The sequence below is a fragment of the Cyclobacterium sp. L-R genome (assembly GCF_056859355.1).
In genome coordinates this window covers 109350-125093 of sequence record NZ_JBSXOH010000083.1, presented here as the reverse complement: position 1 = coordinate 125093, position 15744 = coordinate 109350, and the positions used below count along the sequence as shown (strand labels likewise).

The 15744-nt window shown below is 39.0% G+C and carries 11 protein-coding genes; 8 read left to right on the top strand and 3 right to left on the bottom strand.

Annotation, left to right across the window (positions count from 1 at the left end; all coding sequences use genetic code 11):
* Nucleotides 1–20: 20 nt before the first annotated feature.
* Nucleotides 21–1481 carry a S1C family serine protease gene (locus tag AC13EX_RS15725; RefSeq protein ID WP_048640791.1) on the bottom strand — a complete coding sequence of 487 codons (1461 nt, stop codon included), beginning with the start codon at nucleotides 1479–1481 and terminating at the stop codon, nucleotides 21–23.
* A gap of 589 nt (nucleotides 1482–2070) precedes the next feature.
* Here AC13EX_RS15725 and AC13EX_RS15720 point away from each other — a divergent pair.
* From AC13EX_RS15720 to hslU, 4 genes are all read left to right on the top strand, one after another.
* Nucleotides 2071–3234, top strand: a complete 1164-nt coding sequence (locus tag AC13EX_RS15720) for a 1-deoxy-D-xylulose-5-phosphate reductoisomerase (protein WP_482893413.1) — start codon at nucleotides 2071–2073, stop codon at nucleotides 3232–3234.
* Nucleotides 3235–3237: 3 nt separating this feature from the next.
* The gene (gene rseP / locus AC13EX_RS15715; RefSeq protein ID WP_482893412.1) at nucleotides 3238–4557 is read left to right on the top strand and encodes an RIP metalloprotease RseP; all 1320 of its coding nucleotides are present in this window, start codon (nucleotides 3238–3240) and stop codon (nucleotides 4555–4557) included.
* A gap of 190 nt (nucleotides 4558–4747) precedes the next feature.
* Nucleotides 4748–7234 (top strand): endopeptidase La, encoded by a 2487-nt coding sequence (lon, locus tag AC13EX_RS15710; RefSeq protein ID WP_482893411.1) that lies wholly within the window; start codon nucleotides 4748–4750, stop codon nucleotides 7232–7234.
* A gap of 12 nt (nucleotides 7235–7246) precedes the next feature.
* The gene (gene hslU / locus AC13EX_RS15705; RefSeq protein WP_482893410.1) at nucleotides 7247–8629 is read left to right on the top strand and encodes an ATP-dependent protease ATPase subunit HslU; all 1383 of its coding nucleotides are present in this window, start codon (nucleotides 7247–7249) and stop codon (nucleotides 8627–8629) included.
* A 19-nt stretch (nucleotides 8630–8648) separates the two neighbouring features.
* Here hslU and AC13EX_RS15700 read toward each other — a convergent pair whose 3' ends face one another.
* Complete coding sequence (locus tag AC13EX_RS15700) at nucleotides 8649–10781, bottom strand: xanthine dehydrogenase family protein molybdopterin-binding subunit (protein WP_482893409.1); 2133 nt, start codon at nucleotides 10779–10781, stop codon at nucleotides 8649–8651.
* Nucleotides 10781–11239, bottom strand: coding sequence for a (2Fe-2S)-binding protein (locus AC13EX_RS15695; RefSeq protein WP_482893408.1), 459 nt, complete (start codon nucleotides 11237–11239; stop codon nucleotides 10781–10783). The genes AC13EX_RS15700 and AC13EX_RS15695 overlap by 1 nt, the downstream gene beginning before the upstream one ends.
* 482 nt (nucleotides 11240–11721) lie before the next feature.
* Between AC13EX_RS15695 and AC13EX_RS15690 the strand changes: the two genes are divergently transcribed.
* The 4 genes from AC13EX_RS15690 (at nucleotide 11722) to accC (ending at nucleotide 15257) form a co-directional block, all read left to right on the top strand.
* Nucleotides 11722–12723 (top strand): beta-ketoacyl-ACP synthase III, encoded by a 1002-nt coding sequence (locus AC13EX_RS15690; RefSeq protein WP_048640798.1) that lies wholly within the window; start codon nucleotides 11722–11724, stop codon nucleotides 12721–12723.
* A gap of 17 nt (nucleotides 12724–12740) precedes the next feature.
* Nucleotides 12741–13304, top strand: coding sequence for an elongation factor P (gene efp / locus AC13EX_RS15685; RefSeq protein WP_048640799.1), 564 nt, complete (start codon nucleotides 12741–12743; stop codon nucleotides 13302–13304).
* Nucleotides 13305–13416: 112 nt separating this feature from the next.
* The gene (accB, locus tag AC13EX_RS15680; RefSeq protein ID WP_048644348.1) at nucleotides 13417–13875 is read left to right on the top strand and encodes an acetyl-CoA carboxylase biotin carboxyl carrier protein; all 459 of its coding nucleotides are present in this window, start codon (nucleotides 13417–13419) and stop codon (nucleotides 13873–13875) included.
* Nucleotides 13876–13904: 29 nt separating this feature from the next.
* Nucleotides 13905–15257: an acetyl-CoA carboxylase biotin carboxylase subunit gene (gene accC / locus AC13EX_RS15675; protein ID WP_048640800.1), complete on the top strand. Its 1353-nt coding sequence runs from the start codon at nucleotides 13905–13907 to the stop codon at nucleotides 15255–15257.
* The last annotated feature ends 487 nt before the right edge of the window (nucleotides 15258–15744 follow it).

Sequence of the window (15744 nt, the reverse complement as noted above, 5' to 3'; positions counted from 1 at the left end):
TTATTCGCTGCTATTATTGCTTATCTGACAGAATACGACTGTGCAAAAGAGCGACCTCCAGGAGTAAGTCCTTCCACTCGCAATTGCCCACTAAATTCTTCTAGAAACTTACCTACCTCCTCAGGATCTTTTACTGGTTCGTCATTTATATGAGTTAGAATAAAACCTTCTCCAAATCCCAAATCTCTCAAATATCCGCGTGTGACGGAGGTGATTTTCACTCCATATGGAATACCATAACGGTCCATTTCAATCGCATTGATTGTTTCTAATTTGGCACCAAGTAATGCAGAAGAATAAAAGGACCTTTTAATAACACCTGTTCCTCCCAGAAGGTTTTGCAGGGTAATTTGAACATTTCTCTGTTTCCCTTCTCTTAGGTAAGTGATTGTTATCTTATCACCAGGGTAGTAGTAGGATAGGGCTTCTTCAAAACTACCTTTACCGGTAATTGCATTCCCGTCAATCTGAACGATAATATCATTCTGTTTGATTCCTGATTTCTCTGCTGCTCCATTTCTTATAACATGTGAAACTATTACGCCATCCAAAGATTTTAAATCCATGGTTTCCGCCAATTCCTTAGTAATTACATTGACTTCAATCCCAGGAATAGCCTTTTGAACCTCTCCGTATCGGATGAGGTCATTGGCAATTTTGGTGGCTATATCCACTGGAACGGCAAAACCATAGCCGGTGTAGGATCCTGTCCTACTTAATATGGCTGTATTTATACCTACCAATTCTCCTTTTACATTTACCAAAGCACCACCTGAATTTCCTGGATTAATAGGTGCATCCGTCTGGATAAAGGATTCCAGAGGAAATTCTCCCCCCATGATATTGATCTGCCTCTCCTTTGCCGAAACGATCCCCGCTGTCACGGTTGAGGTGAGATTAAAGGGATTTCCTACTGCCAAAACCCATTCTCCAATTTTCAGCGCACGACTGCTACCTATTTCTATTGCCGGAAGGTTTTCTGCTTCAATTTTCAACACAGCTATATCCGTGTTGGCATCAGAACCTATCAGACTGGCTTTATAAGTCCTTTTTTTATGGATAACTTCTATAGTTTCCGCTTTATCAATAACATGATTATTGGTAATGATGTACCCGTCCGCTGAAAAAATTACCCCAGACCCTGTACTCACTGTTTGTTGGGGCATACCTTGACCAAAGAAATAGTCAAAGACACTGTATCTTCGAGTATCTGTTCCTGAGAAATTTTTTATAAAGACAACAGAATTGGTACTGTTTTCCGATGCTTCAACAAAAGAATCCGGAACCGGACTTATTGCACTTCCGGAGGACTCATAAGTTGGTGTAAGATGGGTTACTTGAGAAGCGGGATAATCCTCATTTTGAATGTAATTAACCATTTCCTTTTTAGTTAATTCTTCATTCAAATATTGATGAAACACCCATGAACCCGCTATACCACCCACAAATGCCACAAAAACTAAAAAAACATTTTTTAACATAACTGAAACCGTTGAATACCCTATCAAATACGGCTTTTCATAATTTTAAGCCAATTTATTTAACATTATTTAACCCTAACAAAACAAAAGAATTTGTAACCTATGCCTTATTTCGCTAAAGAAAAGTGATGTAAACAAAAGAAAATGAGGTGTTTTACAGATTAAAATCTACTTACAAAACAGGAATTAACCTAGGGATATGCCCAAATATTACTAGAGATAACTCCTATTTTAAACAGCCCTTTAGGCTTCCTTTTCCCTTCCCATGACAATCTACAATTCCCACTGCTTACACAACTTTAAATAAAAGGTTTACAGTATTGTAACACGACAGAAAAAAAACATACAAACACCTTAATTTAAGGCAATTAATTAATAGGTCAAATTAACATTTGCATGTAAATGGGTTATACATTTTTATGGTACAAAAACCATAACATTTCCCGATCCAATTTTATGCCAAAAAAACATATGACTTAAAAAGTTTGAAAAAAACGGGAATACTGGTTTTACCTTGTAAATTTGTCAGTAGAAGATAACGTAAGGTGCCTTATTCAGCACTGTGCTTTTTTGAAAGTAAAAAATTTCCATGTCTACAAATAAACGTGTGGCCATTTTAGGCTCAACAGGAAGTATAGGCACCCAAGCTTTAGATGTAATTCAACAACATTCAGACAAGTTTCAGGTAGAAGTACTTACTGCTCAGAACAACAAGGACCTATTAATTAAGCAAGCAATTGCTTTCCAACCAAATGTTGTAGTTATTGGCAACGATAATTATTATCAGGAAGTAAAAGATGCGCTTAGTAAACATCCTATTAAGGTTTATGCAGGGGCAAAGGCCATTGCTTCAGTGGTGGAAATGGAAACCGTTGACATAGTATTGACGGCTTTGGTTGGTTATGCTGGTTTAATTCCAACGATAAAAGCCATAGAGGCAGGAAAGCCAATCGCCTTGGCTAACAAAGAAACCTTGGTAGTGGCGGGTGATCTGATCACTAAACTTGCCAAAGAGAAAGCTGTAAACATTTACCCTGTAGATTCAGAGCATTCTGCTATCTTTCAATGTCTGGTAGGAGAATTTCACAACCCTATAGAAAAAATTATTCTTACAGCCTCTGGCGGGCCTTTTAGGGGTAAAAACAGGGATTACTTAAAAAATGTCACCAAAGAGCAGGCACTCAAGCACCCAAATTGGGACATGGGAGCAAAAATCACAATAGATTCTGCATCTTTGATGAACAAAGGACTTGAAGTGATAGAGGCTAAATGGCTTTTTGGCTTGGATGCTGATCAGATTGATGTAGTTGTACACCCTCAATCCATCGTTCATTCATTGGTCCAATTCGAGGACGGGTCGATAAAGGCACAACTTGGACTACCGGATATGCGTATCCCTATTCAATTTGCATTGTCTTATCCTGAAAGAATCAAATCAGATTTTCAGAGGTTCGATTTCATGGATTACCCTAACCTTCAATTCGAGAAGCCTGACAGAGAAACATTTAAAAACCTGGATTTGGCTTTTACAGCATTGAAAAAAGGAGGAAATGCAGCCTGTTCTTTAAACGCGGCAAACGAAATAGCCGTGGCAGCTTTTTTGCAAGACAAGGTCAAATTTCTTGAAATGTCTTCACTTATTGAACAGAGTATGGATAAAATTAGTTTTATTAAGAACCCTAGTTTAGAAGATTTGATTGCTACAGACAGGGAAACGAGAATAATTTCAGAAGAATTAATTAGTAGAAAATAGAGAATGGATACATTAATAATGGTAGCGCAATTGCTACTCGGCCTGTCGATTTTAGTCGGCTTACATGAATTGGGACACCTTCTGGCAGCAAAAATGTTTGGAATGAGGGTTGAAAAGTTTTCCATTGGGTTTCCGCCTAAAATCATTGGGTTCCAATGGAAAGAAACTGAATATTCTATAGGAGCAATTCCTCTGGGGGGCTTTGTCAAAATCTCCGGAATGGTTGATGAGTCCCTTGATGCCGAACAAATGTCAGCGGAACCTCAACCTTGGGAGTTTCGCTCCAAACCAGCATGGCAAAGACTAATAGTAATGTTAGGAGGTATATTCGTAAACGTAATTACAGGTATTATCATTTTTGTCTTTTTGGTATACAGTAAAGGAGAAACCTATTTCTCCCGTGACCAAGTAATTGAACACGGTATAGTGGCCTATGACATTGGACAACAAATAGGACTTCAGGATGGAGACAAAATCTTAGACATCAATGGAATTCCTTATGAATCCTTGAATGACCTAAGCGGTGGAAATGCCCTTCTTAGCTCTGATGGATATTATACGATTGAAAGAGATGGCGAGCGCATGAAAATTACCATTCCAAGAGGTTTTATCAATTCCTTTTCGAATGAAGAAAACATGTCTAATTTTATTAGCATTCGATTCCCTTTCACTATATCAGAAGTAAATCCTAAAGGAACAGCCGTGAAAGCAGGTATCCAAAAAGGAGACAAAATAGTGGCTGTCAATGATCAACCTATAGAATATTTCAATGAACTTCAGTCAGCATTGGGAGAGTATAAGGGGGAAACGATAGAATTAACCTTAGTAAGAGATCAGCAGGAAATTATTACCAGTTTAGATGTTATGGAAGACGGTACTATTGGTATAGCTGCTGAAAACCTAATTGAACCTATAAGAAAGAAATATACATTTGCTCAATCCATACCTCTAGGAGCTGAGAGAGCTTTTAGCGTGGTAATTATCAATGCCCGCGCCATGGGAAAAATGTTTACTGGTGAGGTCTCTACAAAAAATGTAAGTGGACCAATAGGAATGGCCAAGATCTATGGTTCTACCTGGGATTGGTTAAAATTCTGGTCAATTACCGGTCTAATTTCCATGATATTGGCATTTATGAACCTATTGCCCATCCCTGCATTGGATGGAGGACATGTTATGTTCTTACTGTATGAAATGGTTTCTGGCAGAAGTCCTTCTGACAAGTTCCTAGAGAATGCGCAAAAGATCGGTATGGTTCTTTTATTAGCCATCATGGTATTTGCTATAGGGAATGATATTCTTAAGCTTTTCACAGGTAGCTAATTATCAAATTGAAAATGGGGAAATAATATCTCCCCATTTTCAATTTGCTCCTAATTTTTATTACCTGACAATTTGTAAAAAGAAATAAATTGGCATAGGCCTTGGTCTATATAGGTATAACCCCCTATTTAATAGGCGTTTTTCTTATTTCAATAAAATAACATGGCACAACACCTGTCATAATGTCTGTATGAACAATAACGACAATCAATTATATCATTCACTAATGTTGGGAGATTTTTCTGGAGAAGGTGACCTTATCCAATTAATCACCGATGAAGATGATGAAACCAGCATAAAGGAAGAAAATTACGCAAATGAAATACCCATACTTTCGGTAAGAAATACGGTATTGTTTCCGGGTGTGGTCATCCCAATCACTGTTGGTAGACAGCGGTCAATAAAGCTGGTAAAAAAAGCCCAGAAAGGAGATAAACTTATAGGTGTGTGTGCCCAAAGGAACCCTAATATTGAAGACCCTTCCTGGGAGGACATTTATCATGTTGGTACACTAGCCAAAATTGTAAAAATGATCGTTTTGCCTGATGGCAATACAACTATTATAATACAGGGTAAAAAACGATTTAAAATTGATGAGGAATTAACTGAAGACCCTTATTTCCAGGCAAAGGTTTCCTATCTGGATGAGAGTTTCCCAAAAAATGATGAGAAGATAGAGGCCCTAGAGCAATCGCTCAAAGAATCGGCTTTTAAAATTCTACAGTTAAATCCAGAAATCCCTAGAGAAGCCCAGGTAGCTCTTGACAATATCGACAGCACACCATTTCTTACTCATTTTCTTTCATCAAACATCAATGCACCGGTAGATTCCAAACAAAAATTATTGGAAATCAATGACGGCATAGAAAGAGCCACCTTGCTGCTCGAATTCATGATGAAAGACATTCAGATGCTTGAACTCAAAAATGAGATTCAAAAAAAGGTGCATACTGATATTGACCAGCAACAAAGGGATTACTTTTTAAGGCAGCAAATGAAAGTCCTTCAAACGGAATTAGGTGACGAAGGGCCGGACAAAGAAGTAGAAGAATTACGTGCAAGGGGTAAAAAGAAAAAATGGCCAAAAGAAGTTGCCAATCAATTCAATAAAGAATTGGATAAAATCCTTAGGATGAATCCTGCTACGGCCGAATACCCTATTGCAATCAATTATGCTGAAGTGTTGGTAGACCTTCCATGGAACGAATTCACTACAGACAACTTCGATCTCAATCGAGCGAAGAAAATTCTGGACAGAGACCATTCCGGATTAGATAAGGTAAAGGACAGGATTATCGAATACCTGGCAGTACTCAAACTAAAACAAGACCTCAAAGGTCCGATCCTTTGTCTTTATGGCCCTCCAGGCGTAGGTAAGACTTCTTTAGGCAAATCCATAGCCAAGGCTTTAGGTAGAAAATACGTTAGAATGTCCCTTGGTGGACTACATGATGAATCAGAAATTAGAGGGCATAGAAAGACCTATATTGGTGCCATGCCTGGAAAAATTATTCAAAACATGAAAAAGGGAAAGTCCTCAAATCCTGTTTTTGTTTTGGACGAAATAGATAAATTGAGCACAGATTTTAGAGGAGATCCCTCATCAGCATTTTTGGAGGTCTTAGACCCTGAGCAAAACAATGCTTTTGTGGATAATTTTGTAGAGGTAGATTACGATCTATCTAAAGTACTCTTTATTGCCACAGCAAATACCCTTGAAACTCTACAACCTGCACTAAGAGACAGGATGGAAATCATAGAGGTGACAGGCTATACTATGGAGGAAAAGGTGGAAATCGCTAAAAAGCATTTGGTCCCCAAACAAAAAAGAGAACACGGTCTAAAATCAAAAGACGTGACTTTTGCCAATGATGCATTGGTTAAAATCATAGAGGACTATACAAGAGAATCTGGTGTAAGAAGCCTGGAAAGACAAATAGGTAAGGTAATTAGAAACATTGCTAAATCTATTGCAATGGAAGAGCCTTATCAGAAAAAAATCACTCCTGCCTTAGTTAGAAATATTCTTGGTGGAGAAATTTTCGATAAGGAAATTTATCAGGACAATTCCATCGCTGGGGTCGTTACAGGACTTGCCTGGACTTCTGTTGGAGGAGAAATTTTATTTATTGAAGCAAGTATCAGTAAAGGTAAAGGAAAGCTTACCCTTTCAGGACAGCTGGGTGATGTCATGAAAGAATCAGCCATGACCGCTATATCTTACCTGAAATCTCATGCTGATATAATGGGTATAGATTACCGTGTCTTTGATCAATATGATTTACATATCCATGTACCTGCTGGTGCTGTCCCTAAGGATGGACCGTCTGCTGGAATCACTATGCTTACAGCAATAGCCTCAGTCTACACCCAAAGAAAAGTCAAATCCAAGGTAGCAATGACTGGGGAAATTACTTTAAGGGGTAAAGTAATGCCCGTAGGTGGAATCAAAGAGAAGATCTTGGCAGCAAAAAGAGCTGGAATTGAAGACATCATCCTTTGTAAAAGGAATCAGAGAGACATCGAAGAAATCGACGACTCTTACCTCAAAGGTGTTAGGTTTCATTTTGTTGATCACGTAAGTGAAGTTTTAGGATTAGCACTTCTTGAAGAAAAAGTATCCAATCCCGTGAAGTTTACTTTCGAGGGAGAGGGGAAGAAATCTGAAGCATTGTAAAGAATTGAAAACATGAATCATTTAACACCAAGGCAAATTGTTGCCGAACTGGATAAATATATCATTGGCCAAACGGAAGCCAAAAGAAATGTAGCGATCGCCTTGAGAAATCGAATTCGCCGACTTATGGTGAAATCTGACCTTCAAAAGGATATTGTTCCGAATAACATTTTAATGATCGGCTCTACTGGAGTTGGTAAAACTGAAATTGCGCGTAGACTGGCAAAAATCGCCAATGCTCCTTTCACTAAAGTAGAAGCTTCCAAATTCACCGAAGTGGGTTATGTCGGCAGAGATGTTGAATCCATGGTTAGGGATTTGGTAGAACATTCTGTAACTCTGGTAAAGGAAACAAAAAATGAAGAAGTTAAGGAAAAAGCGGCTGTAATCGTAGAGGACATACTTCTTGATATTTTGATCCCACCTGTAAGAGGGACTGGTTTCAGTACAACAAACCAAAAAGAAAACTTCAATCCTGACAATGCCAGCGAACAGGAACTCAATGAAAAAACCCGCGAAAGGTTTAAAGAGAAACTGAAAAATGGAGAACTGGAAGACAGAAAGATCGAGATCAATGTAAAACAGTCCTCTCCAGCAGGTATTGGCATGGTAGGAAATGGCATGATGGATGAAGCCAGCATGGCTGGAATTCAAGATATGCTAAGTAATATGATGCCAAAACGCACTAAAAAGCGAAAGGTAACCATAGCTGAAGCAAGGAAGATCTTAATGGAAGAAGAAGCTTCTAAGCTAATAGATTTTGATGAAGTGAAGGAACAAGCCATAAAGCTTACAGAAAACAACGGGATAATTTTTATCGATGAAATAGATAAAATTGCCTCTGGTTCCAGCAAATCAAGTGGACCTGATGTAAGCAGGGAAGGTGTGCAACGTGATTTGTTGCCTATTGTTGAAGGAAGTGCAGTCAATACCAAATATGGTTTGGTTAACACAGATCATGTATTGTTTATAGCAGCAGGAGCTTTCCATGTAAGCAAACCATCTGACCTTATCCCTGAATTGCAAGGTAGATTTCCTATCAGAGTGGAATTGACAAGCCTTACCCAGGAAGACTTTTACAAGATCTTAAAAGATCCGAAAAACGCATTGACAAAACAATATCAAGCTTTGTTTGAAGCTGAAGAAGTCTACCTGGAGTATACTGATGAGGCCATTCAGGAAATTGCAACTATCGCTTTTAGTATTAACGAAGAAGTTGAGAATATTGGTGCCAGAAGGCTTCATACAGTCATGAGTCATTTGCTAAACGACTTCCTGTTCGAAGTTCCGGACACCATCGGGCCCAATAGCAAGATCATGATTACAAAAGAGCTAGTCAATGAAAGGCTAAATTCCCTTGTGAAAAACAGGGACCTTTCACAGTACATATTGTAATGTAATATTTATAATGCCATCAGGTATTGTCAGGAACAGTACCTGATGGCAACATAGGTAAATTATAAAGCTTAACACCTGAGGCATCATCAATAGCATTTCTTAAAGCTGGTGCTATGCATACAATTGGAGCTTCCCCTGCTCCAGATGATGGCAAATCCTTTCTATCCAATAATATAACTTTCATTTTCGGAACATCACTAAACCTTGGCACCCTGTAGGAAATCAGGCTGGCATTGGTAAGCTTTCCTTCCTTAAAATTTACTGCCTCAAAAAGCGCTCCACCCAAGCCTTGGAGAACGCAGCCTGTTACCTGGCTTTCTAAATGCCTTGGATTGATGATCACCCCGCATTCAAATGCTGTTACCACATTACGAATAATCAATTCCCTACTCGGTTGCGCCACTTCTACCTCAACAAAGGTGGCTACAAAGCCTCCTTTTACCGTCCCACAGGCCATCCCATGCCCTATATTTTCTTGATTCTTAAGCCTTCCCCATTCAAAGGACTGGGCTGCTGCTTTGATTACAGCTTTTAACCTTGGATTTTCTAAATTTTTTAACCTGAATTGTACTGGATCTTCACCAAATTCTATGGCCAGGTCATTCACCATTGATTCCATTGCAAAAACATTAGCCGTAGAGGACAAAGCCCTATAAGACCCCTGTCTTAATGGAGAGGATGAACGATGGTATTCAAGGTGTTTATTGGCTGAGGTATAAGGAAAATCTATACCTGCTGCTCCTGAGTTATAATTGTGAAATTCCCATGAAGAAACTTTACCATCGGTCAAAGATGCCTTCAGCTCAATTACTCCGGCAGGTCTAAAATAAGCCCATTTAAACTCTTCCTCTCTGGTCCAGCAAACTTTCACAGGCTTGCCGACATGTTTAGACAACCTTGCTGCTTCAAGTCCTACTTCACTCGTTTGCTTACCTCCATATCCAGACCCAGTATCAGGTACATGGACACGAATTTTATCAACGGCTAGGTCAAAGGATTTCTGCAATTCTTCATGCAGGCCAAAGGGTCGTTGTGTTCCGGCCCAAACTTCAAGGTATCCTTTATCCCAAGATGCTAAGCTTGCTCTGGTTTCTAAAGGAACGTGGGCTATATAATCAATTTCAAAACGTTGATTGATCTTTATATCGCCACGATCATAGGCAATTTTCACTTCCTCATTTACCTTTTTCTTCTCAGAGGCAGATTTTACCAACTGTTCAAAAAGCTCAGGCCGTTCAGTAGTTGGGCTTTGCTCCCAAGTACTGTCAATTGAGGCCAAAGCCACTGCGGCGGTCAATGTGCTCGCTGCAGTTACACCAATAAAATCACCATCCTTTACCACCTCAACACTTGGTATTTTTTCTGCAGCACTGGTATCAACCGAAAGTAATTTTGCCCCATAAAAAGGTGGGCGCAATACTCTTCCGAAGACCATCCCTGGCAAAACCAGATCAGAAACGTATCGGTGTTTACCCGTAATAAAATCCCTGCCATTAATTTTGGAAATAGACTGCCCCGCTATCTTCCATTTCTCCGGAGCTATAGGTTTAATGTTATTGTCCACCTTTTTCAAAAGAGACTTTCCATTTACCAAATCACCAAATCCCAGCTTTTTGTTAGTTTTGAGATCAATTACCATTCCTCCCTTCAACATTAAGTTTGAAGAGGCAATGCCCCAAGTTTTTTTTGCTTCCTCCATCAAAAGATGCCTTAGGTTAGCGGCCATAATTCTCAATATGGGAGAAATCTGGAGGGTAGTTAAGCTTCCATAGGTACCTCTATCGTACGGAGTCAAGGCAGTGTCACCCATGACCATATTTATAGCATCAGGACGAACTGACAGTTCTTCGGCCACCACCTGACTTAAGGAAGTTCTAATATTTTGGCCAATTTCTACCTTCCCTGTGAAAACCGTAATCTGACCAATGGGTGAGATGTGAATCCAAGACCCTATAAGATCCTGATCAGGAAATGCAGTTGGATTTTCATTGGTAGATAAGGCCGAAGCGACTAAAACATCGGACCAAACCATATAGGTAGCAAATCCTGCTCCCATATACTTAAAAAAGCTTCTTCTGGTAATTTTACCAGCAAGCTTTTTGGAATTTTTATTACCTGAGGATTGCATTTTATTCACCTTCAATTTCATTATTCACTATTGTTTTGACTCAATTTCTTGAGTGCATTGATTATAGCAGGATAGGTACAACATCGACAGATGTTTCCATTCAACCCATCTATCAATTCTTTCTCATTGGCATTCGGACGTTTTTTCAATAAAGCCACAGCAGATAGGATCATACCTGGGGCGCAGAAACTACACTGAAAGACATCTTCTTCCAGCAAAATCTTTTGTACTGCATGAAGTTCTCCATTGACCTCCAACCCTTCTATTGTTGTAACCTTTTTACCTGCCACAGAAGTCACAGGTGTAATACATGCGGGCGTGGGGTTTTCATTGACTAAAACTTTACACGCACCACAAGCTCCTTCACCACAACCATATTTGGTACCTGTGAAATCCAATTGGTCTCTAAGGACTTCCAACAGGCTAGGGTTATTGGCGACATCGACCAAATATTCTTTATTATTTATATTGATTTTCATTATATAAACTGGTACAATTCAACTCCCTCATAATTTAAGGCTTTTTATCCCTCTACACAAACTACAAATTGAATCTGTAAAATCCGAATAAACCATAAATCTGCTAAAGTCATTCTAAATCAGCCAACCTGTTGGCATTATTCCACTTAGACTTAACGCATTATTCACCAATACCACAACCCACTGTTTTACTGATTGTTACATAGCATATCGGTTAAAACCAAGTCTGATTCCAAGAAACTTTAATGCCTAATATGGGTTAAAATATTGATTTTCATCATTATTTATTTTTCACATATTCTTGAATTCTTTGGTGGACAAGTACATTTTAAATAATTTTGGGATTCGAAATTTTAATACTGTAGACACCTTCTAACAAAAACAGTATAAATTAATAGGGAATTTGCCCTAATTAACTTTCATAAAAAAATCGCACGAAAGACAGGACAACCCGTTTCCAATGTGAGACTAGAACCAATCAGATGAAAAAAAGAGCTGTTATTACAGGAGTGCATGGCTGGGTACCCGATTATGTACTTGACAACAAAGAACTGGAAACCATGGTAGATACTAATGACGAATGGATTACCAGTCGTACAGGTATCAAAGAAAGGAGAATTTTAAAAGGGGAGAATCAAGGCACTTCAGTCATAGGCACAGCAGCAGTTAAAGGTTTATTGGAAAAAACCAATACAAATCCAGAAGATATCGACTTGATTATCTGTGCAACCGTAACACCAGACATGTTATTTCCCGCTACAGCCAATATCATCGCCCATAACGTGGGTGCTAAAAACTGCTACAGTTTTGATATTTCTGCGGCTTGTTCTGGGTTTTTATACGCCTTAACTATGGGTAGTCAGTTTATTGAAACGGGCGCGCATAAAAAGGTGATCATTATAGGTGCAGATAAAATGTCCTCTATTGTAAATTACCAGGACCGTACAACTTGTATTATCTTCGGTGATGGCGGTGGAGCTGTTTTGCTTGAACCTACTGAAGAACCACTTGGCGTCATGGACTCGATGCTGCACACTGACGGATCGGGTGCAGATTACCTTCGTATAGAGGCAGGAGGCAGCAAAAAGCCTGCTTCGATCGCCTCAGTTACTGCCAGAGAACACTTCGTTTTTCAGGAGGGCTCTACGGTATTTAAATTTGCGGTGACCAATATGGCAGAGGTAAGTGCTGAAATAATGAAGAAAAACAATTTGACTGCTGATGATATCGCTTGGCTAGTACCTCATCAAGCGAATAAGAGAATAATTGACGCTACCTCTAAAAGAATGGGGATTGGTTCTGAAAAGGTAATGTTGAACATTGAAAAATATGGCAACACTACAGCTGGCACTCTACCACTGTGCTTATGGGATTATGAATCTAAGCTAAGGAAGGGAGACAATCTTATTTTAGCTGCTTTTGGAGGTGGATTTACCTGGGGAGCAGTATATTTAAAGTGGGGATATGACCCAAAAAGCGTTTAACCAAAAACAAAGCAAATATGGCAAGTACTGCTGATTTCAAAAATGGCCTCTGCCTGGTGTTCAATCATGACATCATGACAATCGTTGAGTTTCAACATGTAAAACCTGGAAAAGGTCCAGCATTCGTTAGAACTAAACTAAAAAGTCTTACTAGCGGAAAAGTGCTGGATAAGACATTCAATTCTGGCGAAAAGGTCACAACGGCTCGGGTGGAAAAAAGACCACATCAGTACATTTATAATGATGACATGGGCTATCACTTCATGGACACTGAAACTTTCGAACAAATCCCAATTGAAGAAAAGTTAATTGAAAGGCCTGAATTGTTGAAAGAAGGACAAATGGTAGACATCCTTATCCACGATGAAACCGAGACCCCACTTGGTGTCGAACTTCCTGCATTTGTAGAATTAATGGTAACTTATACCGAACCTGGCATCAAGGGAGATACCGCCACAAACACATTAAAGCCAGCCACACTAGAAACCGGCGCAGTCGTAATGGTCCCATTATTTGTTGATCAGGACATTATGATTAAGGTAGATACACGTGATGGTTCCTACTCAGAAAGAGTGAAATAATCCTTTTAACACTAAAATTATTCATTAATTTACATAGTTTTACTTTAGTTAAAATCAAGTATATTTGAAACAGGGTGACCATAAAACAGGTCATTCTCAAAGAAATAGATTTATGAAAGCAAAAGAAATACAAGAATTAATTGACTTTATTTCCAATTCCGGACTAGCAGAGGTCAAAATAGAGACGGACGAGTTCAAGCTTTCCATCAAAAAGAACTCGGAAGCTCCAGCAGCAAAACCATCAGAAAATATTACCCCGCAATATACTCAGGCTCCAACGCAAGTAGCGCCACCAGCCCCTACCGAAGCGAGCCCTGCTGCACAAAACCTTCTCGAAGTAAAGTCTCCTATGATAGGAACCTTCTATAGGTCACCGAATCCAGATGCTGAATTCTTTGTAAACGTGGGTGATTCTATCCAAAAAGGACAGCCTGTTTGTATCATTGAAGCAATGAAACTATTCAACGAAGTAGAGTCTGAAGTTTCAGGTAAAATCGTAAAGATTTTGGTAGATGATGCATCTCCAGTAGAATATGACCAACCTCTGTTTTTGGTTGAACCTCAGAATTGATTGTTTTCTAACCAAATCGACTTTATATAGTGTTTAATAAAATATTAATAGCAAACAGGGGAGAAATTGCCTTAAGGATCATTCGAACCTGTAAGGAAATGGGTGTAAAAACTGTCGCTGTCTATTCCACTGCTGATAAGGACAGCTTGCATGTACGCTTTGCCGATGAGGCAGTATGCATAGGCGCACCGGCTAGTAAAGATTCTTATTTAAACATCCCTAGAATTATTGCAGCTGCAGAAATAACTAATGCAGATGCCATTCATCCCGGCTATGGTTTTCTTTCTGAGAATGCTGAATTTTCTCGAATTTGTGAGGAATACAATATAAAATTTATTGGAGCCAGTCCGGAAATGATCAACCAAATGGGGGATAAAGCCACTGCCAAAGCCACCATGGCCGCAGCAGGAGTGCCTACTATCCCTGGATCTGAAGGCTTATTAGAGTCCATCGAACAAGGACTTCCTTTGGCGGAAAAAATTGGTTATCCAGTTATTCTTAAAGCTACAGCTGGCGGTGGCGGTAGAGGCATGCGTATAGTAAAAGACCCTTCTGGATTCAAGAAAGCCTGGGACGATGCACGTCAGGAATCTGCAGCAGCATTTGGTAATGACGGATTGTACCTTGAAAAATTTGTCGAAGAACCAAGACATATTGAAATTCAGATCATAGGTGATTCTTCTGGCAAAGCGTGTCATTTATCTGAAAGAGACTGTTCTATTCAAAGGCGGCATCAAAAATTAGTAGAAGAAACCCCTTCTCCATTTATCACAGATGAGTTGAGAGAAAAAATGGGAACTGCCGCCATCAAAGGTGCAGAAGCCATAGGCTACGAGGGTGCAGGTACCATAGAGTTTTTGGTGGACAAAAACAGGGACTTTTACTTTATGGAGATGAATACCAGAATACAGGTAGAACATCCGATCACAGAAGAAGTAACTGATTTTGATTTGATCAAAGAACAAATCAAGGTAGCTGCTGGTGAAAAAATAAGTGGGAAAAATTACTTCCCTAAATTATACGCCATGGAGTGCCGTATCAATGCGGAAGACCCTTCTAATGGATTCAGACCGAGCCCAGGGAAAATCGTAAATCTTCACCTCCCTGGAGGCAAAGGAGTACGAATCGACAGTCATGTTTATGCCGGTTATGTTATTCCTCCCAACTATGATTCTATGATTGCAAAGCTTATCGTAAGCGCTCAATCAAGACAAGAGGTTATTGTTAGGATGAAAAGAGCTCTGGAAGAGTTTGTGATCGATGGTATCAAAACCACCATTCCTTTCCACTTGGCTTTACTTGAAGACCCTGAATTTAATGCAGGTAATTTCACTACGAAATTTCTGGAAGACTTTGATTTTTCAAAGGTGAAAAAATCCTAAAAAGACTAAAACAATATAAATTGAATACACCACTGAAAAAGGAGAAGGTAAAACTTCTCCTTTTTTTATTTAGCCCAGACTATAATTCACAGCAATTAAACCCGGATTATGTAATAGGATTCGTAATGAGTGTTGCAATCGCAAGAAAATCAGACTGTTTGGAGATTTTAGCATAGCACCGCTTTGGTGAAATTGAAAACAGCAACGAAACGGCTGATTTTGAAGAGATTTTAGCAGGTAATAGATTGTCTATTGCATATTTAGGATTTAAGATACTAAATTTCCCTAAAATGAGACCTATTTGCTTTTCCTAAACCCTAACCAGAAGTTCATTCCTAGCTTAGCCATTTCCGCTATACAACTATTAACTTAATGGCTAAGATCACTTTTTACCCAATTTTTTAATGTGATTATACGGTTTTTTTGGAATAATCTTTTCTTGTATTACCAATCAAGTAGAATTCTAATTATTGCTTGTATATTTAGC